General features: G+C 69.2%; 17 protein-coding genes. 10 read left to right on the top strand and 7 right to left on the bottom strand.

What is annotated here, in order from left to right; genetic code table 11:
• Positions 1 to 520: 520 nt before the first annotated feature.
• The 4 genes from AB0C33_RS37810 to AB0C33_RS37795 form a co-directional block, all read right to left on the bottom strand.
• Complete coding sequence (locus tag AB0C33_RS37810; protein ID WP_358296731.1) at positions 521 to 2,209, bottom strand: site-specific integrase; 1,689 nt, start codon at positions 2,207 to 2,209, stop codon at positions 521 to 523.
• A 5-nt stretch (positions 2,210 to 2,214) separates the two neighbouring features.
• Positions 2,215 to 2,490 carry a helix-turn-helix domain-containing protein gene (locus AB0C33_RS37805; RefSeq protein ID WP_358296729.1) on the bottom strand — a complete coding sequence of 92 codons (276 nt, stop codon included), beginning with the start codon at positions 2,488 to 2,490 and terminating at the stop codon, positions 2,215 to 2,217.
• Positions 2,491 to 2,805: 315 nt separating this feature from the next.
• On the bottom strand, positions 2,806 to 3,750 hold the full coding sequence (locus AB0C33_RS37800; RefSeq protein ID WP_358296727.1) for a DNA methyltransferase: 945 nt from the start codon (positions 3,748 to 3,750) through the stop codon (positions 2,806 to 2,808).
• Positions 3,750 to 4,697 carry a hypothetical protein gene (locus tag AB0C33_RS37795; RefSeq protein ID WP_358296725.1) on the bottom strand — a complete coding sequence of 316 codons (948 nt, stop codon included), beginning with the start codon at positions 4,695 to 4,697 and terminating at the stop codon, positions 3,750 to 3,752. Before AB0C33_RS37795 ends, AB0C33_RS37800 begins: the two co-directional genes overlap by 1 nt.
• Before the next feature lie 585 nt (positions 4,698 to 5,282).
• Between AB0C33_RS37795 and AB0C33_RS37790 the strand changes: the two genes are divergently transcribed.
• The 10 genes from AB0C33_RS37790 to AB0C33_RS37745 all read left to right on the top strand — a co-directional run bounded on the left by AB0C33_RS37790 (position 5,283) and on the right by AB0C33_RS37745 (position 17,821).
• On the top strand, positions 5,283 to 5,696 hold the full coding sequence (locus AB0C33_RS37790) for a hypothetical protein (RefSeq protein WP_358296722.1): 414 nt from the start codon (positions 5,283 to 5,285) through the stop codon (positions 5,694 to 5,696).
• A 374-nt stretch (positions 5,697 to 6,070) separates the two neighbouring features.
• Positions 6,071 to 6,907 (top strand): hypothetical protein, encoded by an 837-nt coding sequence (locus tag AB0C33_RS37785; protein ID WP_358296719.1) that lies wholly within the window; start codon positions 6,071 to 6,073, stop codon positions 6,905 to 6,907.
• Between the two features lie 320 nt (positions 6,908 to 7,227).
• Positions 7,228 to 7,647, top strand: coding sequence for a pilin (locus AB0C33_RS37780; RefSeq protein WP_358296716.1), 420 nt, complete (start codon positions 7,228 to 7,230; stop codon positions 7,645 to 7,647).
• Between the two features lie 65 nt (positions 7,648 to 7,712).
• A complete protein-coding gene (locus AB0C33_RS37775) occupies positions 7,713 to 9,380 on the top strand; it encodes a hypothetical protein (protein ID WP_358296713.1) in 1,668 nt (555 codons plus the stop codon).
• Entirely contained in the window at positions 9,377 to 10,336 is a 960-nt protein-coding gene (locus AB0C33_RS37770; protein WP_358296710.1) for a PrgI family protein, read from the top strand. The genes AB0C33_RS37775 and AB0C33_RS37770 overlap by 4 nt, the downstream gene beginning before the upstream one ends.
• Positions 10,333 to 12,204 carry an ATP-binding protein gene (locus AB0C33_RS37765; RefSeq protein ID WP_358296707.1) on the top strand — a complete coding sequence of 624 codons (1,872 nt, stop codon included), beginning with the start codon at positions 10,333 to 10,335 and terminating at the stop codon, positions 12,202 to 12,204. The genes AB0C33_RS37770 and AB0C33_RS37765 overlap by 4 nt, the downstream gene beginning before the upstream one ends.
• The gene (locus AB0C33_RS37760; RefSeq protein ID WP_358296704.1) at positions 12,201 to 14,795 is read left to right on the top strand and encodes a type IV secretion system DNA-binding domain-containing protein; all 2,595 of its coding nucleotides are present in this window, start codon (positions 12,201 to 12,203) and stop codon (positions 14,793 to 14,795) included. The genes AB0C33_RS37765 and AB0C33_RS37760 overlap by 4 nt, the downstream gene beginning before the upstream one ends.
• Before the next feature lie 70 nt (positions 14,796 to 14,865).
• Positions 14,866 to 15,804: a replication-relaxation family protein gene (locus tag AB0C33_RS37755; protein ID WP_358296701.1), complete on the top strand. Its 939-nt coding sequence runs from the start codon at positions 14,866 to 14,868 to the stop codon at positions 15,802 to 15,804.
• Entirely contained in the window at positions 15,801 to 16,787 is a 987-nt protein-coding gene (locus tag AB0C33_RS37750; protein WP_358296698.1) for a C40 family peptidase, read from the top strand. The genes AB0C33_RS37755 and AB0C33_RS37750 overlap by 4 nt, the downstream gene beginning before the upstream one ends.
• A gap of 314 nt (positions 16,788 to 17,101) precedes the next feature.
• Entirely contained in the window at positions 17,102 to 17,821 is a 720-nt protein-coding gene (locus AB0C33_RS37745; protein WP_358296696.1) for a hypothetical protein, read from the top strand.
• Positions 17,822 to 17,921: 100 nt separating this feature from the next.
• Here AB0C33_RS37745 and AB0C33_RS37740 read toward each other — a convergent pair whose 3' ends face one another.
• The 3 genes from AB0C33_RS37740 to AB0C33_RS37730 all read right to left on the bottom strand — a co-directional run bounded on the left by AB0C33_RS37740 (position 17,922) and on the right by AB0C33_RS37730 (position 19,581).
• A complete protein-coding gene (locus AB0C33_RS37740; protein ID WP_358296693.1) occupies positions 17,922 to 18,386 on the bottom strand; it encodes a hypothetical protein in 465 nt (154 codons plus the stop codon).
• Positions 18,383 to 18,928, bottom strand: coding sequence for a hypothetical protein (locus tag AB0C33_RS37735; protein ID WP_358296691.1), 546 nt, complete (start codon positions 18,926 to 18,928; stop codon positions 18,383 to 18,385). The genes AB0C33_RS37740 and AB0C33_RS37735 overlap by 4 nt, the downstream gene beginning before the upstream one ends.
• Positions 18,929 to 18,993: 65 nt before the next feature.
• The gene (locus AB0C33_RS37730) at positions 18,994 to 19,581 is read right to left on the bottom strand and encodes a hypothetical protein (protein WP_358296689.1); all 588 of its coding nucleotides are present in this window, start codon (positions 19,579 to 19,581) and stop codon (positions 18,994 to 18,996) included.
• Between the last annotated feature and the right edge of the window lie 30 nt (positions 19,582 to 19,611).

Here is a 19,611-nt window from a genome sequence, read left to right as displayed (position 1 = left end):
CTGCGGCTGGCAGCGCTCTCACCCGGCCCTGTCTGGAGGCCAGGTGAGAGCACCCTTCTCGGGAGCGCACGACCGTCGACCAGACGAGCTCGGCACGCTCTCGAGAGGGTGACCGCGAACGCCTGTAGTGCAGGCGTGGACGCGGTCACCTCCGAGGTGGCTGGCCGGTAGGTGGAGACCGGCCTGCCACCTGTCCGGCGGCGATCACGGCGGTGCCCCCGTCCGCCTGATCGCCGCCCAGGGCGGCCCCTCGAGTCAGATGGCGTCGCGAGTAGAGCCGCGCGACACGAGGGGCCGCCCACCTCCGTAGACGTCCGGCAGCAGCACGCCACCTTCCCAGCCTGTGCTGCTGCCGGACCGGGCCCCTTCGGGAAGCGCCGCAGTCACGCCCGCACGCCACAGCACCGATAGAGCGCAGTGTCCCCTTCCCGACGATCTGCTCTCGGTTGAGAGACCAAGAAGCACGTCGCAGGCCGTCAGTCGTACGACTGACGGCCTGCGACGTGCTTCTTCCTGACAGCTACCTGGTGGGCAGGTGGATCACTTCCCCCCTCGTCTCGCTGGCCATCTCGGTCCCTACGGGATCAGTGGCGACTCGTCCGGACGGCACGGGACGGGGCGCGGGAACGGCCGGTCCGGTAAGGAAGGCTGCGGTGGCTTCGGCCGCCGCAGCCGCTGCTTCGGGGTAGACGCTGGTGTAGGTGTCGCGGGTGAACGCGGAGGTCTTGTGCCCGAGCGTCTCCTGCACGATCTTGATGTCCACCCCGGCGGCGAGCATGGCGGTGGCCGCGCCGTGGCGCAGGTCGTGCAGCCGGATCGGTGGCAGGCCCGCTTGGTAGCAGATCTGGTAGAAGCGGTCGGTCACGTGCTGGGGGTGCAGAGGCCGGCCGAGCTCGTCGGTGAATACGAACGCCGAGTCCCCCCAGTCCGCGCCCGCAGCCAGCCGCTCTCGGGTCTGCCGCTTCTTGTGCTCCCTGAGCAAGGCCATCGTCTCGGCGTCGACGGCGATCTCGCGGTCGCTGGCGTCGGTCTTGGGGGTGCCCTGGATTGGTTCCCAACCGAGCTGGGTGATCTGCCAGTGAATCCCGATCCTCGACCGCTCGAAGATGACATCGCGCCAGCGCAGGCCCACTCCCTCCCCCCGCCGCAGGCCGCGCATGGCGATCAGCCGATACAGGATGAACAACCGGTCCTTTCGCGCGTGAACGAGGAAAGCATTCGTCTGCTCGGGTGTCCACACCATGACCGGCGAGGGCCGAGGCGCGCCGATGTAGACGGCCACCGGGTCGACCCGCTTACCCTGGCGGGCCCGCTTGAGCCGGTCCAGATGAGCGGCGTGGTCCTGTCGCCACTGGGTCACGCGCTCCTCGGTCCAGATGACCGGCTTGGGCCGCGTCACCGCGCCGAGCTCGACAACGGCGGCCGGGTTGAAGTCCAGCAGCCGATCTTGTCGAATCGCCATGTTGAGCGCGTGCCGGAGCGTCGCTCGGATGCGGTGCATCGTGGTGGGACCGACAGGACGCCGATACCGGACGGCCTGTACGCGGGCGGGGTCACCGCTAGCTCGCTCGGTCGCGATGATCTCGTTGAACTCCTCGATCGCGTCGAACATGCCCGCGATATCCGACACCCGCAGCCGATCCAGCCGGATGTCGCCCAGGTACGGCTTGAGGTACAGCCGGATGTGGGACTCATAGGTGCGCTTGGTGGTCGGCTCGATGGCGCGCTTGCGCTTAAGGAACTCCTCCAGCCACTCGGCGACGGTGACATGCCGGTTCAGGTCCTGATGCATGCGGACCTTGCGCCGCACCTCTTCGGTGTCGGGAAGCTGTTTGGTGTCCTTGAGCACCGACAACATCAGAGCGGCGATCTGCCTGCGCACCGCCGGGTCGGAGTCCAAGGCCAGCAGTCCGCGAGCGTGACCCAGCTCCGCCTCCGCGTCCTCCAACGTCGCGAACCCCCGCCGCCGCAGCGGGGATCGCCGCCTGCCATCGGCGTGCGCGGGCAACTCCAGTTGATAGGCCCACGTGCCGTGCGTCGAGCTCCACCGCTGACCGCCGTCGGCATGCCTGCTACGCAGCTTCGGACACGTCTTACCGACGTTCTTGCCGGTCTCGGGATCGATACAGGCGCAGATCTTGTGTGTGGTGCCCTTGGCGACGGTCGGCCCCCTGCCCGCCGTCGTCTTGATGTTCGGCTTGCTGGCCATCGTGGTCATCCTTCCGCAGTGGTCGGACGGCTGCCGCTGTCCGGATTGATGTGCTCGAGTCGTTCTGCTGGCGGGTCGAGTAGCGCCCGCAGCCCGCGCACCGGTACGGCGTACCGGCCGCCGATGCGCAGCACCCGGCACGGGAACTCACCCGCCTTCGCGAGCCTGTATGCCTTGGTGCGGCCCATCCCGAGCAGCCGTCCGGCCGCCAGCAGGCTCACCACCTCCGGCCGCTCGACTGCCCCGGCTTCGAGGAGCTTGTTCGGGGTTGTGCTGGTCATGCGTCACCTCCATGCGCGTTGATGAACAGGGGCCGGGTCCGTGCCTCGTGGGATGCGCGGCCCGGTTCGGCCAGTGCGGGCTGTGGTGGGCGCTACGCCGCCGACCCGCCCGCGCCCGGTCCGGGGCCGGGGGTGGCCGTCCCGTTGACACCGGGCGGTCACAGCCCCCCGGCACGCCGCGCGCGGGCGGGGTTGGGTTGGCGACGGGCGGTATCGACGCCCACCTTCATGGCCCGTGTCAAGCGAAATCCGCAGGTCAGGGCACGAACCTCTGGTCCTGGCCCGAAGCCGGGCCAGGAACAGGGCCACGCGGCGCTACTCCAGCTCGCGACCGTCTCGAAGGTGCGAGCCCGGCGCCGCTGGCGCCGGACGAGGCAACTGCGGGCGAACGAACACCAGCAGGTCCTCGTGCGCCACCGCGTGCACGGGCAGGCCGCGCGCCCATGCCTTGCGCGCCTCGTGGAGCTGGAAGAACGACGCCCGGTTGAGGAGGTGGCCGTCGCTGAGGCCGCACAGCAGGCACACGATCCGGTCGGCGAACACCAGCCCGGCGGCCTCAGCTACCTGGTGGACGTGGCCGGGCAGATCGACCAGCTCGCCCCGCACCCGGTACGGGCGCACGGTGATCGCCACCACCCCGCCGGGACGCAGCAGGTCCTTACATCCGGCCAGGATGCGGCCGAACCCCTCCAGCAGCGCCGGGAGCTGCTGATGGGCCAGGTTGCCGCGATCGTGTGAGTAGTGGTGGTTCCACTTGCGCACCCCTGGCTCGCCGGTGTCTCGGGTGGAGCGGATGTGCCCGTGGGTATAGGTCCCGTAGGGCGGGGAGGTGAGCACCAGCGCCGCCTGCCCGGCCAGGTTCGGCAGCAGCCGGGCGATGTTGCGCGAGTCCCCAGCCACCACCCGGCCAAGCCCTGCGGCTCCCTGCTTCCGGGCGTGGGCGAGGTTGGCGACCGCCAGTCTCGCCCATCTCTCCTCGTACTCCACCCCTGCGGCGTGCCTGCCGAGGTGCGTGGCTTCGACCAGGGTGGTGCCGATCCCGCACATCGGGTCGACCACCAGCTCCCCCGGCCGCGTGTAGGTGTCGATCACGCGGGCGGCGATGGAGGGGAGCATCTTGCCTGGATGCCCCATCGACTCCGGCAGATACCGGCCGCGCCGCTGCAACCGCGACGGCTGCTGCCCAGTCGCCCATACTGATGTGGTCGTCGTGATCGCTGTCGCCTCGGTCGAGGGCCGGTCCTTCGTCGGCTTGGTCATCAAAGCTTCCCTCCCGCTGGTGCCGCCGTCGCCGGCTCGTTGGCTTCGCCGTGCTGTTCGGTGGGCCCGGGTTCCGGCATCGATGTACTCGAAGGCGTCATCGGCTTGGTGAACAGCAGCACGTCGCTGTGCGCCCTCGCGCTCGTCGGCAACCCGGCATACTCTGGCGACTTCTGCCAGGCGGCCGGCGCCTGACGGGAGAGGCGGGGTTCGATGCGGTCGCTGCGAGCGGGCTGGCGCAGGGCGATGATGTGCTGCAGATACACCAGCCCCGCCTCACGTGCTCGGGCGATGATCTCCGGTAGCGGATCGACCACACGATCGGCGCGGTGCAGTCCGGTGACCACGGCCAGATGTCCGCCCGGCTTCACCAGCCCCGCCATGTCGGCGAGGTCCAGGACCTGCGCCTCAGGGCTGGAGTCTGGGCGGCCAGCAGCAGCGAGCGCCTGTGGGCAGGACCGCTCGGCCACCACCAGGCCCGCCTTCCCTGCCAGGTCGGCCAGCACTGACGGCCCGTAGTCTGCGGGGTCGGTGACGCGCAGGTCGGTGACCTCCAGGTCGTAGTCCGGGTGGGTGCGCGCCAGCCGGGTCCAGGTCACCCCCGCCCGTCCCGCGTCGGCGAAGACGGCGACCGGCAGACAGCCCGCCGTCAGCGCGGCCGAGACGACCTGGTGGTCGGTGGCGCCCAGATGGATGACGCTCTCGCCCACGTGGGTGCAGGCGGCGATCAGGTGACAGGCCAGCGGTCCGGAGACCGGGTGGCAGCAACCCGCCTGGCAGGCGGCGGCTGTTTCGGTGTCGGCTGCGGCCAGCCACACCGTCAGCGGCACGTGTCCCCGTGAAAGGTCCTGAACCTCGCGGCTGACGCACAACTCCCGGAAGAGATCGATAGCCGGGGTGGAGGTGGTGGAGGTGCTGGACGATGAGGTGGTGGTCGGTTCGGTCATGTGGGTGTGGCCCGAATACCGGGTCAGCGATCCCTGTCACTGATCCAAATACCGATGCAGGAGCCTGGGTTGGGACATCAGGTCAAGCAAAGATCCCGTAATGCCTACCCGTATCGGACTCGCCCTGGCTCCTGCCCGGGGCCTCTCACCGATTGTCCACAGGCTGTGGCCAGCCTGCGCCAACCGGGCCGCCTGCTCGCTCATCGAGACCGCGCCAGCATCCGGTAGGGCGCATTACCGGATTTCGATAACGCCATTCACCCAACGTCCTCGCTCGATTACCCACAGGCTGGTGTGGCGGGTCGGACGCTGGGGGGGGTCCGCCCCGTCCCGGGTTGTCCTGGCCCGGCCGCACCCTCGCCTCACGCCAGCACCCCAAGACTGCCGCCGCCGTACCACCGCCAAACCTCGCCAACCTCCGCCTCTGTTCCTGTTTCCGCAGGTCACGGCTTTCTTGTACACGTGCCGTACACCTCTCGGGCAGCGATCCGTCGCCCCCTTTATCTCGGTTAGCCGCCACGGCCTGGCAGCATCGGCCTAGGGCGGGAAGACACGCCCCAGCCGTGTCAGCGGGAGGTGGTGCACATGCCAGACCGGAAGAACGAACTGGCCGAACGCCGCTTCGCCAGGCTCGTCGATCAACTCAAGGCAATGATGAGCGCCGGCCTCAAGCCGGAGTACCGCGGCTTCTACGGCCAGCTCATCCTCACCCACGACGCCGTGACGGAACTGGGAGAGCTCGCCGACCTACGACGAGCCGCCCGAGCAGCCGGACGCCAGCTCGGCTGGCACGTACGCACTCACGTCGCCGACAACGAAACCCTCTTCATCATCGACGACCGTGACCCTCCGCAGGCGATCCGCCAACTGGCGGACCGTCACGCGGCCGAGGCTGTCTCGGCTGTCATCACCCGCGCCCGGAACGAAGCCCGCATGCGCCGCACCAGCCAGCCCACCGCCTTTCCCGGCCAGCCGGACGACGTTGACCAGGATCACTGAACGCCCGGTCCGGCAGCCAAGACTGTGACCGGGCTGCAGCACTGGATCACCAGACCGAACTTGTGAGACCGCGGCCAGATGATGGCCCTACCCCCTTGACGCAAGCTTGACCCGACAGTTTTGGCGACGTCTTGTTATCGCAGGTCAACGCAGTTTCCTGCGTCCAGTACCACGAAAAGCGATCTCCTGCCCACCTGTGTCCCCCCGCCCCACAATCGGGGTTTCCGCAGGTCACGCATGGTTCCCGAGCATGGCTAGATCCTGGTGTGATCATTGCCGTGCCCGATGTCTGATCATTTCCCGCCCGGTTCCTGCACGGGCGCTCTGACCAGATGGCGACGTCCGAACCGAACCTCCTCTTCGGGAGCGTCGCCATGTTCCACACCTCGGTCCATCTCTCCACGGACCCCACCTCGACCACCACCACGTCGACCACCTCGGCCATCACGAGCGCGAGTTCGCTGCCGCTGGATGTGGCCGGGCACGCGTTCGAGCTGCTCATGCGCGGCCCGCAGCCACTGTCCGTCGATGGAGCCGCGCTCGGGGAAGGGCTCCCCGCCCGGCTCATCCCGCTGGACGAACTACGGCATCTGCTGCTTCACCCGTCCTGCACGCGCACCACCCGCGACCACGTGTGGCGGCACCTCATCGCCCAGGCCCGCACGCACCGTGACGCGTGGATGGTCGCCGCCGTCGCACTCGCCCGCCCCCTGCTGGGCCGCCTCGTCACCGCCCTGACCGACAAAGCCTGCATCGAACAGAGCGGCCATCCGGACCGGCTCGCCCGCGTGGACCAGGAAGACCTGGAAGCCGAAGTCCTGACCGCCTACATGGAAGCTCTGCTCCGGGTGAACCTTGCCTGGTCGCACCCGCTGCTGCGGCTGTCCCGGCTGACGCAGTTCGCCGCACTCCGGGCTCTGGCTGTCGAGCCGCCGCGTCCGCTGGCCGATCCCGATCTGCTCGACCGCGCCGAGAGCGGGCAGCGGGCGCTCACCTACCCGGCCGGCCACCCCGATCTGCTGCTCGCCCAGGCGGTCGCCGAGGGGGTCATCACGCGGGGTGAGGCGGAGCTGATCGGCTTCACCCGGCTGGAGGGCATCTCGCTCAGTTCCTACTGCCGCCGCCGCGGCCTGCTGTACTGCACCGCGCTCAAGCGGCGGCAGCGCGCCGAGAACGCCCTCTACCAGGCGTTTCTTATGCGCAACCTGTAGCGATCGGACCGGCGCCAGCGCGAGTTTGCCAGCAAACACCACGCAAAATCCGCTGGCCGCCATGTCCTAACTCGACGCTTCGACTCGGTCTTTGGACAGGTGAAGGCAGCGCGGAAGATCGCCGAGCCCGGCAGCGGGACCCGTACCTGGTCACCGGTCCCTGTCACCCGGCCCAGCCCACGCTCCGCACCTCGAAGGAGGACGCCCACCTCGGCCCCGCAGCCGGGCCCGGCACCTCCGCGCCGCCCTCTCCCCGCACCATCGGCCCGCCGGCTACCACGACCGCCGTTCGCTCCGCTTCACGCCCTGGGAGGCAGCACATGACCCGCCCGCGCCGCACCACTTCGCCGCATGCCCACAGCTTCAACATCTGTCTCATCGTTCTGGTCGTTCTCGGCGGTCTCGTCATGGGCACCCTGCTCGAATACGTGATCGTCCACACCGTCGCCTTCGCTGCCGCCTACGCCGACTCCACCGGCCTGGACCCGGTCAACGCGGCAGCGGCTCCGTCCTCACTGAACGCGGTGATCGACAACCTGCGCAACGTCATCGTGGGCCTCCTCGTAGCACTCGCCACCCTGTTCCTCACCATCGCAGGAGTCCGCTACATCCTGGCCGGCGGTGACCCCGGCGAAGTAGAGGCCGCCAAGAAGGGCCTGCGCTACGCCGCCCTCGGCTACGGCATCGCCGCCCTCGCCCCACTCCTGGTGACCATCCTCAAAGGCATCGTGGGCGCGTAGTGATCCGCCGCCACGAACCGGGCGGAGCAGGAAGGCGGCCGACGGCCTGGCTGGTTCAGGCATGCTTGAGCTTCCTGCTCGCCGCCGCCGCAACCGGGCTCGCCGCACCTCCACCAGCCTGCGCCGAACCCACCCCGACGCCTTCGGCCATCACGAGCCCGAGTCCGGCTCCGTCGCCGCAGGTGACCTGGATTCCGCCCGCCACCACGCCACCTTCCGTTCCGTCCGGCGGGGTGCCGGAGTGCGGGTGGATGGATGTCGGTTGCAAGATCAACCAGGCGATGAACGGCTGGTTCACCAGCCTTGTCACCGACGCGATCAACCCCGCCTTCGTCCTGGTCGGCAGCACCCTGCTGGCCGCCCCGCCGCCGATGATGCTGGAGCGGGTTCGGGAGCTGTCCGGCCATGTGCAGCTCGTCGCCAATGCGCTGCTTGTGCTCATGGTGCTGGCCGGTGGCGTGATCGTGATGGCCTACGGCAGCCACCCCGGCAACTCCACCACGCCCGGCGAGATCATCCCACGCCTGATCGTCGCAGTGATCGCGTTGAACGCCTCGCTGACCATCTGCCAGTACGCCATCGAGCTGACCAACGCCATGGTCACCGCGCTGCTCGGCGATGGAGTCGACGGAATGCGCGCGGGGAACCTGATCGCGGCCAAGGTGGATGGCCTGATCAAGGACCCGAAGGGCACCGTGCTCTTCCTCATGCTGCTGATCGGCGCGGCGGCGCTGATGGGCCTTGTGCTTGCCTTGATCGGCCTCATCCGCATCACCCTGCTCATGTTCCTGATCATCGCCGCGCCGCTCGCCCTGCTGTGTCACGCGCTGCCGCAGACCGAAGGGATCGCGCGCCTGTGGTGGCGCTGCTTCTTCGGCCTGCTCGCCATCCAGGTCCTGCAAGCCATCGGGCTGATCTTGGCGTTCAAGCTGTTCCTCACGGACTCCGCCGCCGCCTACCCCCTCGCCCCCGCCAGCCCAGGCACGGGCGATGCGGTCGAGGCCACGATGCGGCCCACATTCAACCGGGCCCTGGACGCGCTCATCTTGATCGGTGTCCTGTTCGTCCTGATCAAGATCCCTGGCTGGGTCGCCAAGACGATCTGGCAGCAGGGCCAGCCCACCACGCTCAAACGCCTCGTCAAAGCCGTGATCGTCTACAAGGCCCTCGGTGCCGCCCGCTTCCTCGGCAAGACCGGCCGAGCCGCCGCTGCCCGCAAAGGCGGTCCGGCAGGAGCCCGCCGGCACGGCGGACCAGGCAACGGCATGAGCGGCCCCGGTCGAAGCCCGAAGCCGGGCAGCCCGACCATGCCCAAGCGCCCTGGCCCCACAACTCCGACCAGCCCGCAGACGGGAGCCGCCATGCCCAACCGTTCACCGTCCTGGCAGCAACTCGAGCTCCCGCTCAACCTGCCGGCGTCCATCCCATCCGCTCCAACCCCGGAAGCGGCTGCCGCCTCAGCCCGCCGGGCCCGGCAGGGCACCCAGCTCACGCTGCCGTTCCCGGTCACCCGCGCCTCCCGCCCACCCGTTCCGCTGGGTGCTGCGCCGTCGCGCACGCCTTCGGTGTCGGCGTCGGGGCCGTGGATTCGACCCCGCCCGCCGTGGGTGCAGGACCGGCTACCCGGCATGCCCACGCGCGCGCCCCGCCCCGGCCAGCTCCGCCTGCGGCTCGACCCGCCACCCCGCCGCACCCCCCGTGCCCAGCGCCAGCCACGAGGAGGGAACGGATGAAGCACGAGGCAGAGCCGCCGCCGTTGCTGGCCCGTATTCCGGCCGACATCAACCAGCCCGACAAGATCGCCTACGGGCTCTCCTTCCGCCAGCTCCTCATCGTCGCTCTGACCGGCGGCATCGCCGCCGCTGTCTATTACCTGTTCCACCAGCTCCTGCCCATTGTCATCCTGGCTGCGATCCTGCTCCCGCTCATCGCCCTCGGCATCGCCATCGCCCTCGGACGACGGGACGGGCTGAGCCTGGACCGGTTCGCCCTCGCCGCCGTACTGTTCGCCCGGACCTCCAAGAGGCTGGTCGCCGCGCCGGACGGAGTCACCGAGCCGCCGAGGTGGTGCCGCCTGCGCGGCAGGCTGCCCGCGCCCCTGCGGCTCCCGGTGCGGGCCATCCGCACGGACGGCGCGCTCGAACTCGCAGACGGCGGCGTCGCCGTACTGGTCGAGACCGGCACCCTGTCGTTTCACCTGCGTACCACCGGCGAGCAGGCCGCGCTGGTCAGCGGGTTCGGCAGGTGGCTGAACTCCCTCGAAGCACCCGTACAACTGCTGGCCCGAGCACGGCCGGCGGACCTGTCCGACCTCATTCAGGCCGTCGAGGCCCAAGCAGAGGTCCTGCCGCATCCGGCGCTGGCCCAGGCAGCACGCGAGCACGCCGCCTACCTGGCCGAGCTGAACACCTCCCGCGAACTGCTGACCCGGCAGGTCCTCGTCGTGCTCCGTGACCAGGCGGCCTCTGGCCGAGGCCGACGGTCAGTACGGCGGGACACCTCCGCTGCGGTGGTCTTGCGCCGGGCGGCAGAAGCCGAACGCGCCCTGGCCTCGCTCGGCGTGACCACTCGTGTCCTGGCCGCCGATGAGGCCACGCACACGCTCACCGAATGCCTCGACCCCGGCGCCCGTCATCCCGCAGGCCAGGCTCTGCCCGACGAACTCACCTCGACCAGGAGTACGTCATGAAACTGCGCCGCCGTACCCGAGAGCAGGAGCCGAGCGCGCTGACCCGTCCCGCCGCTGTTGGCGTGGGCGTTCGCACCATCGCCCTGCCCAACGCCGTCGCAGCGTCCTTCGCCGTAACCGGCTACCCCCGCGAGGTCGGCGCGGGCTGGCTCGAACCCCTGCTCACCTACCCCGGCCACCTCGACGTGTCCCTGCACATCGAACCCATCCCGCAGCAGGTCGCGGCGATGCGGCTACGCCGCCAGCTCGCCCGCCTGGAATCGGCCAGCCGCGCCGACGCCCAGCATGGCCGCCTCCAGGACTTCGCCACCGAGGCCGCTGCCGATGATGCCACCGACCTGGCCGACAGCCTCGCCCGAGGCCATGGCCGCCTGTTCAGAGTTGGCCTGTATCTCACCATCCACGCCTCCAGCGAGGTCGAGCTGGCCGCTGAGGTCGAACGCGTGCGGGCGCTCGCCTCCTCGCTGCTGCTCGACGCGCAGCCTGCCACGTTCCGCGCGTTGCAGGGGTGGACGACAGGTCTGCCGCTCGGCGTCGACTCCCTGAACCTGACCCGCACCTTCGACACCAGCGCTCTCGCGGCGGCCTTTCCGTTCACCTCACCCGACCTCGCTACCGAGATCGGCGAGACGAGCGTGCTGTACGGACTGAGTGCCACCGGCTCCGGCGTCGTTCTGTGGGACCGTTACGCCCAGGACAACCACAACTCCGTCGTGCTGGCCCGCTCCGGCGCGGGCAAGAGCTTCTTCACCAAACTCGAAACGCTCCGCCTGCTCTACCAAGGGGTCGAAGTCGCGGTCGTCGATCCCGAAGACGAATACGCCCGGTTGGCCCGCGCGGTCGGCGGCACCTGTCTGAGCCTCGGCGCGGCCGGGGTCCGATGGAACCCGTTCGACCTGCCCGCCAGCCACGGCCCACGCGATGACGTGCTCTCGCGCCGGGCGATGTTCCTGCAGACGCTCATCGCCACCATGCTCGGCGGACAGCTCAGCGGCCAGGCCAGAGCTGTTCTGGATTCGGCGATCATCGCCACCTACGCGGCTGCTGGGATCACCCGCGGCCCTGCCACCTGGACGCGGCCCGCCCCGCTCCTCGCCGATCTGGTCACCAGCCTTACCAGAATCGGAAGCCGAGGCGGAGAAGCCATCAGTTCGGCCGGGGCGGAGCTGGCTGCCCAGCTCGCACCCTACGTGTCCGGCTCCTACCGCGAGTTGTTCGACGGCCCCACCACCACCCATCCGTCCGGGCACCTGACCGTGTTCTCGCTGCGGGATCTACCGGAGGAGATGAAAGCGGTCGGCACCCTGCTCGCCCTGGATGCGATCTGGCGGCGGGTGGCCAACCCCCGCGACCGCAGAAAGCGCCTCGTCGTCGTGGACGAAGCCTGGCTCCTCATGAAGGAGCCCGAGGGCGCGCGGTTCCTGTTCCGGATGGCGAAGGCCGCACGCAAGCACTGGGCCGGGCTCGCCGTCATCACCCAGGACGCCGCGGATCTGCTCGGCTCAGAGCTGGGGCAGGCGATCGTCGCCAACGCCGCCAACCAGGTCCTGCTCCGCCAAGCCCCTCAGGCCATCGGCGCGGTCGGGGACGCCTTCGACCTGACCGACGGCGAACGCCAGTTCCTCCTCACCGCCGAACGCGGCGAGGCGCTCCTAATCGCCGGCCCCGCCAGCCGAGCCGCCTTCCACATCATCGCCTCTCCCCGAGAAGCAGACCTGATCACCACCGACCCCGCCCACCTGGCCGAACTCGAGCAAGGCGATCAGCACGCCCCGCAACCGGCCGGGGCCGCTTGTCCGCTCGATGCGCCCGGCTTCACCGAGTTCAGCCGTGACCACCAGGACGATGAGGAAGGCGACCCGCTGTGATAACGGACCTGCGATTCAGCTCAGGACCGACGCCCTCGGATCCGAACTCACCCTGTCTGCTGTGCGGCATCGATGAGAACCACGTCCAAGACGCCCTGGACTTCCTCGCCCAGCTGCCTACCCGCCTGCCCGAGTTCGCTCTCGCCCACGGGCCCTATCTGCTCGCCGTCCTGGCCCTGACCTGGGTGGTGGACCGCGCGGTACGCTCCCTACTCGGCTGGGCCCGTCACGCCGACATGACCCCCCAGGCCCGGCTCATCGAGATCTCCTCCCCGCCGCGCAGCGACCCCGAAGGCGCAGCGGTGCTGTGGCGGCAGCTCATCGGCCTGCTCCGCCCCGCATGGAAACGGTTCTTCGACGGGCAGCCGCATCTGGTGTGGGAGTACCACGGCAGCGACGCAGGAGTGCGCATCCGGCTATGGGTACCCGGAACCATCCCGCCCAGCATCGTGGAGAAGGCCATCCACGCCGCCTGGCCCGGCGCGACCACCACCATCAGCCCCGCCACCCCGCCCCTCCCCGCAGAGGCGAAGGTCGCGGGCGGGCGGCTCGTACTCGCCGCGCCCGAGCACTTCCCGCTCACCACCGACCACGACCACGACCACGATCCGGCCCGCTCACTGCTGGAGGCGATGAGCGGACTGCGCGAGGGCGAGCACGCCGTCGTACAGATCCTCGCCCGCCCGACCACTGGCCGCCGCCTGCGGCACGCCTACCGGGCCGCCGCCCACCTTCGCGGCGGAGGCAGCCGACACCACCTTGGCCGCCTCTTCGACGAGATCCTTCCGCTGCCCGACAGCCGCGACCGCCACCGCACAGGCGAGCTCACCCGCGACTTCCCCGAACGCGCCGAGCAGGTGCGCGCAATCCTGGCCAAGGCCGGCCAGCCGCGTTACACGGTCGCCATCCGCTACGCCGTCTCAACCAGCCGCGAGCCCGCTGCAGCCCAGCAACCATCCGAGGTCCGAGCCGGTGCCACAACTTCTCCGGACCTGGTCCGCGGGTGGCTGCGAGGTCAAGCTCACACCTTGGCCGGCGTCTTCGCTCTCTACACAGGCAGTCACCAGTACCTGCGCCGAGCACGCCTGCGGCGGCCTGGCCGCGCGATCAGCTCGCGCCGCCTCGACGACGGCTGTCTGCTGTCGGTCGCCGAGCTGGCCGCGCTCGCCCACCTACCGTGGGACATCGACGCCCCCGGCGTCACCCGCGCCGGAGCCCGCCCCGTCGCCCCGTCACCGGCCATACCCCGCAACGCGGCCGGTGGTACCGCACGCATCCTGGGCGACGCCGACAGCGGCCCACAGCGCCCCGTCGCGCTACCGGTGCGGGACGGGCGGCACCACACCCACGTGATCGGCGGCACCGGCGTCGGCAAATCAACCCTGCTGGCCAACCTCGTCCTGGCCGATGCGGCAGCAGGCCGGGGCGCCCTGGTCATCGACCCCAAGGGCGACCTGATCACCGACATCCTCAACCGTCTTCCGGCACGGGCAGTGGGAAAGACAGTCGTGTTCGACCCGCAAGATGCAGGGCCGCCGCCGTCGATCAACATCCTCGCCGGGCCTGATCCCGCCTTCGCGGTCGACTCCGTTGTCACCATCTTCCACCGCTGCTTCTCCACAGCCTGGGGACCACGGGTGGATGACCTGCTCCGCTCCACCTGCCTCACCCTCACCCATGTCCTCGGCCGCATGGCGACCCTGAGCGAGGTGCCGAGGCTGCTGACAGACCAGGCCTTCCGCGCGCAGATCATCACCAAGCTGGATGACGGGCTGCTGGGCGGGTTCTGGGACTCCTACGAAGCCCTCACCCCAGCCGGGCAAGCAACCGTCATCGGCCCGGTGATGAACAAGCTCCGCGCCGTCCTGCTCCGGCCATTCGTGCGGCAGGCACTGGCCAGCCCGGACACCACCGTCCCCATCGGCAAGCTCCTCGATCAGGGAGGGCTCGTACTGGCTCGGCTACCCAAAGGGATCTTGGGCGATGATGCGGCCCGGCTGTTCGGCTCTATCCTGCTCGCCCACACCTGGCAGGCCGCCACTCGCCGCTCCAACCTCACGGAGGCCGACCGGCTGGACGCCTCCCTCGTCATCGACGAGTGCCACAACTTCCTCAACCTGCCCGGCCACATCAACGACGTCCTCGCCGAGGCGCGCGGCTACCGGCTCTCTCTGGTGCTCGCCCATCAGCATCTCGACCAGCTACCGGCGGACCTGCGTGAAGCGCTGTCGGCTGACGCGCGGAACAAGGTGTACTTCAACGCCTCGCCCAAGGACGCGAACGACCTCAAGCACCACACCGCGCCCCTGCTCACTCCGCACGACCTCACCCACCTCGGCGCCTACCAAGCCGCCGCCCGCCTCATCATCGGCGGACAGCAAACCTCCGCGTTCACCCTGCGCACCCGGCCCCTCCCCGCACCGATCGAAGGCCGGCAAGAGGCAGTCAGGCAGGCGTCCCGAGAGCAGTTCACTCAGCCCAGCCGTACCCCCCGGCCTCCCGTCCGCAGGGCCCGTCAGGTCCGCGTCGAGCTGGACCTGCGCCCCGCCATCCACAGCCAGACGACTACGCGAGACGAGCAGCTCGACTGAGCCTTCCTCGGCCAGCCACTCCCCCGCTACACAGCTCCACCAGCATCCATCTCAACCTTGGAGAACCGTCATGCCCGTCACCCGCCGCCCGCTCGGCCTGCCCCGCTTCGACGCCGCCGCCATCGCCCACGCCGCAGCCCGCCTCACCCCACGCGACTATCAGGTCCTGGAGCACCTTCTTCACCACCGGGTCTTGACCACTCACCAACTGGAAAAACTGTTCTTCACCAAGCCGCAGCCCACCCGCCGCCGCCTGGGCATCCTGCGTAGCCTCGGCATGATCACCCCCTACCGGCCCTGGACGCCCACAGGCTCCTATCCACACCACTGGATACTCGGCCGGGCCGGAGCCGAACTCCTCGCGCTGCGCGACCAGACCACGATCAAGGAACTGGGCTATCACCCGGACCGGTCCATGAGCGTCGCGGTGTCATCGCTACGGGGTCACCAGGTCGGCGTCAACGACTTCTTCGTCAACCTCGCCCACCTGGCCCGCCACCGTCCCGACACCCAGCTGCGGGCTTGGCTGTCAGAGAAGCAGTGCGCCCAGATGTGGGGCGACCTGGCCCGGCCCGACGCCTACGGATGCTGGGCCGAGAACGGCCGCCAGATCGACTTCTTCCTCGAACACGACACCGGCAGCATGACTCTGGCCAAGGTCACCGGCAAGCTCGCCTCATACAGCGACCTCGCCGACACCACCCGCATCACCACCCCGGTGCTGTTCTGGCTGCCCAGCCGCACCCGCGAATCCAACCTCCGCAAGCTGATCACCACCACTGACCTGCCGATCGCCACCGCCGTACAGACCGAACTGGACGACGGCCCGGCCGGGCCCTGCTGGTTTCCCACCACCGCCACGACCGGACAGGGAAGGATGCGGCTGGCCGACCTCGCCAACGGCTGGCCCCACCTCACCCTCGGCCAAGCCCCCGGACAACCCACCACTGCCGAAGACGGCGACGCATTCCCTGACCGCATCTTCGGTGTGGAGGAGCCGGGAAGGTGAAGGTCGCCGCGGCCGGCGCCGCTCTCCTGCTGCTCATCGTCTTGGCCTTCCTCGCAGCCGCCACCAGCATCCTCACCGGCTCAGCAACACCCGGCGGCATGGCCTGTGCGATCACACCCGCGACGACGGCGAGCAGGACGGCGGGCAAGCCGGTCGCGGCGCCCCTGACCGCTACCAGCCTCGCCACCGCCATGCCCTTGGACGGCGAGCAGCAGGCCAACGCCACGCTCATCGTCGAAGTCGCGATGGAACGCGGTCTGCCCGCGCGGGCGGCTGTGATCGCCGTCGCCACCGCCCTGCAGGAATCCCAGCTGCGGAACCTGCGCTACGGGCACCTCGATTCGCTGGGGTTGTTCCAGCAACGCCCCTCTCAAGGTTGGGGGACGCGTGAGCAGATCCTTGATCCCCACTATGCGACCGGCACTTTCTACGACCGGATGCTCAAGGTGCCGCGCTGGGAGCAGCTCCCGCTCACCCGCGCCGCCCAGGCGGTCCAGCGCTCCGGCTTCCCCGACGCCTACGCGCAATGGGAGGCACTCGCGCAGCGTGTGGTCGACGCCCTGGCCGGGACCTGCGTCACCCTCATCCCCGGCGAGCAGGTCGCCGCCGTCATCACCTACGCCCACGCCCAGCTCGGCAAACCCTACGTCTGGGGAGCCGAAGGACCAGCGTCCTTCGACTGCAGCGGGCTGACCATGCGCGCCTTCCAATCAGCCGGGATCTCCATCCCGCGCGTCGCCGCCGACCAATGGCGATGGGGACCCCCCATCCCGAGCGGGCAGGAACAGCCCGGCGACCTCGCCTTCTTCCGCATGGGACCAGACGGGCCCGGACACGTCGGCATCGTCCTCGGAGGCAGCCAGATGATCCACGCACCCAACAAGCGCACCGTCATCCAGATCGACACCTACCAGCGCAGTGACTTGATCGGGTTCACCCGCCCAGCCGCCCACGCACCCACCAGCCAGCCCGACCCGCGCTGACCATCCGCCACCCGACGCACCGGCCCCGGATGACGCGCCGTTCGGCATCCCGACACGGGGGCTGTTTGGAACGCCCTTACCGGCCGCCATACGGCCCGTACAGCGCCGGCAATGGGCCCTGCGGCACACCGCGTGACAGGGCCCAACCGGTGGTGACATGACGCCGCCACAAACGCGACCCGCCGGGTTGCCGACACCCCTATCCGCACGGTGAGCTGCGTGCTTCTTACCCAAAACCCCTGATTACTCAGGGCGACTTGACCGATACTGTTCGGGAAGATCTTGTTGTGGCACCAGGTGAAGGAGGCGCCCCCGTGCGCGCGATGCGGCTCGCCCCGTCCCAGCTCGTCATCAGCCTGCCCGAGGATCTCAACAACCCGATCAAGATCCGAGCCAAGCACAAGGTCGCCGGCATGCTCCTGCTCGACCGAGATCATGCCAGCCGCCTCGACCGAGGCTGGAACGTGCCCGGCGCCTACATCCTGCTCGACCGCCCCGACGCGAAGGGCCGGTGGGGAGCCTACGTCGGCAAGGCCACCAACCCGGGCCTGCGTAACCGAGTCCTACAGCAGCTCAAAGACCGCAACCACTGGTACCGCGCCCTGCTCATCCGCTACGAATCCAACGACGACGAAACGTTGAACAGCGCCGAAGCCGGATGGCTCGAAGGCGAGCTCTACAACTGCCTTGAAAGCTCCAGACTGGTCGACCTCCACAACCGAAGCAGACCCCAAGACCCCACCCTGACCGAGGACGACGAAGCCAGCCTCTTCGACTACCTGCTCCCCATCGAATCGGTGCTCCACCTCATCGGCCACACCCTCACCCCCCGAGCATCCGATGCTCTCAACGGTGATGGCCCTTTCATAAGGAGGATCGAATCCAAGGCCGAGCCCGGGTCAGACAAGCCCAAACCATACGTAAGCATCTTCGGATATGGCCCCAGCCCATATCTTCTCCAGAACCCAACCATGGAAGAGGCAATGGCAAGGTTCGCGCTGATCTTGGCAGCAAAGCGCCCCATATCGCGCTGACGCCGCCACGCACCCTCTCGTGAGCCGGTGGTGAAGGAGGTGTGCCCCGGCCAGCACACTGGACTTGTGCTGGACGGGGCATACCTCCTACATCACCGGCTCAGCTACCGCCATACGTCTCCTCGTCCCCGTACTCGTCCACCTCACCGCTGGACTCTCCGCCGAAGATCCGGCAGGCGAGCTCCTCCTCGGCCGTGAGGATCACCGCCGCCAGCTCGGGAACGCCGGTGGCCAGCGCCTTGTATAGGCGGTGCCAGCCGTCGATGATCAGCATGCCGCCGTTCGGGACGGTGGCCACGATCAAAGGCTCGGACAGATCTACGTGGGCGGCGTGCTCGGTGCTGATGGCGATCAGCCGGAGCATGCCCGCCCATTCCCTGGGATCGATCCGGCCCTGCGGGGTGCGGGCGCGGGTGAGCTTCTTGGCGGTGGTGATATCCCACCTCCATGCCATCATCTGGAAGAACTCCACCCGCGAGCTGTCCTGGTGGCGCGTGCTGGGACGGCTCGTGGCTGGCGGCTCGGGCGCGCTGGAGGGGTTGCCTGTGGCGGTGCTGTTGCTCATGCCTTCGCCTCCTGCGCGGCCGAGCTGCTGCTGGGGGCCTCTGCTGGGGAGGCCGGCTGGAGTGTCTTCGCCTGGGCCAGGAAGGTACGAGCCGCGTCTTGCCGGATGAGGGCCGAGGCCCGCTCGAAGTGGGCCAGGGCGAGTTCGTGCTCGCAGTGCAGTCCGAGGATGCGGCAGCTCGTAGCGGTGTCGAGCGTGCTGGCGTCGTCTTCCAGGTAGGGGCTGATCCAGGAGACGAACCTGGCCACCGTCTGCGCCGAGTTCAGGCCCCGGCCGCCTCGGGCGTGCCGGATGTGCCGGTCGACCAGAAGCCACCACCCGGCGCGCGTTTGGGCGTGCAGGATGTCGTAGAGCACCTCCGCACTCAGCCGCTCGCCCCGGCTCAGCCGCCGTCCGATGGTATCGGCGTTGTGATGCCGCATCTGGCGGGCCTGCTCGATCATCGCCTCCACCGACACCGGCTCGCTTGGGTTGAGGACGGAGGTGACGGCAGTGCCAGTGTCGGGTGCAGGAGCCGGTGCATCGGGGTGTGGGTTCCGCATGGGGCTGTCCTTTCGTGACGTGGTGGGGTCAGCACCGGGGCGCGCTGGCGCGGGGTGTTGGTCGTTCATGGCGCGTCCGCCGACGCTGGGGGCATCACCTGGGACGCTGCTGAATCGTCGGCGTGGCGGTGGTTCACGGGTGCGCCCGGAGCCGGGATGTCGGCTTGGTCGCCGGACTCGGTGGCGAGGTGGTGAGTCAGGATCTGACCGCTGGCGTTGAGGAAGTCGCGGGCGGCGATGCGTGAGGCGTGGGCGAGCGCGTGCTCGAACAGCGTTCCCGGACGCCCGGCCGGTGCCTCGTTCGTGAGGTAGTGGCGCGCCCAGGAACGCACCCGCCGCACCGCGTGATCACAGGCCAGCCTCTTGACCGTGATCTGCACGTCCACCAGATCCCACCAGCCGCGCGATGATCTGGTGTACTCGGCGGCGAACAACTGCTCGCCCGACAGCCAACGTCCGTTCTGCAGGGCGGCAACCGCCTCGGCCGCCGCCGCGTAATGCGCGTGACGCGCGGCGATGATCTTCTCGAACGTCAACTCGTCCAGCGAGCATTGCGTCTGCCCGGCCCAGACATTGGTGGTGCCCGAGCTCGGGGCGGCGGTGGGCGGCCCGTCATCCGGGAGCGGGGGGCGCGGCTGGTAGCGGTCATTCATCGCATGCGTTCCTTTCGTCGGGTGACATGG

The organism is Nonomuraea sp. NPDC048881, from assembly GCF_040649795.1.
In the GTDB taxonomy this organism is placed as follows: Bacteria; Actinomycetota; Actinomycetes; order Streptosporangiales; family Streptosporangiaceae; genus Nonomuraea.
The sequence above is the reverse complement of the archived record's forward strand: the minus strand, read 5'-3'. Positions and strand labels throughout refer to the sequence as shown.

Coding starts and splice junctions, on each gene's coding strand:
- AB0C33_RS37735 (WP_358296691.1), bottom strand. CDS start 18,928: ATGCGGAACCCACACCCCGATGCACCGGCTCCTGCACCCGACACTGGC.
- AB0C33_RS37800 (WP_358296727.1), bottom strand. CDS start 3,750: ATGACCAAGCCGACGAAGGACCGGCCCTCGACCGAGGCGACAGCGATC.
- AB0C33_RS37805 (WP_358296729.1), bottom strand. CDS start 2,490: ATGACCAGCACAACCCCGAACAAGCTCCTCGAAGCCGGGGCAGTCGAG.
- AB0C33_RS37765 (WP_358296707.1), top strand. CDS start 10,333: ATGAAACTGCGCCGCCGTACCCGAGAGCAGGAGCCGAGCGCGCTGACC.
- AB0C33_RS37770 (WP_358296710.1), top strand. CDS start 9,377: ATGAAGCACGAGGCAGAGCCGCCGCCGTTGCTGGCCCGTATTCCGGCC.
- AB0C33_RS37730 (WP_358296689.1), bottom strand. CDS start 19,581: ATGAATGACCGCTACCAGCCGCGCCCCCCGCTCCCGGATGACGGGCCG.
- AB0C33_RS37785 (WP_358296719.1), top strand. CDS start 6,071: ATGTTCCACACCTCGGTCCATCTCTCCACGGACCCCACCTCGACCACC.
- AB0C33_RS37780 (WP_358296716.1), top strand. CDS start 7,228: ATGACCCGCCCGCGCCGCACCACTTCGCCGCATGCCCACAGCTTCAAC.
- AB0C33_RS37755 (WP_358296701.1), top strand. CDS start 14,866: ATGCCCGTCACCCGCCGCCCGCTCGGCCTGCCCCGCTTCGACGCCGCC.
- AB0C33_RS37795 (WP_358296725.1), bottom strand. CDS start 4,697: ATGACCGAACCGACCACCACCTCATCGTCCAGCACCTCCACCACCTCC.
- AB0C33_RS37740 (WP_358296693.1), bottom strand. CDS start 18,386: ATGAGCAACAGCACCGCCACAGGCAACCCCTCCAGCGCGCCCGAGCCG.
- AB0C33_RS37810 (WP_358296731.1), bottom strand. CDS start 2,209: ATGGCCAGCAAGCCGAACATCAAGACGACGGCGGGCAGGGGGCCGACC.
- AB0C33_RS37790 (WP_358296722.1), top strand. CDS start 5,283: ATGCCAGACCGGAAGAACGAACTGGCCGAACGCCGCTTCGCCAGGCTC.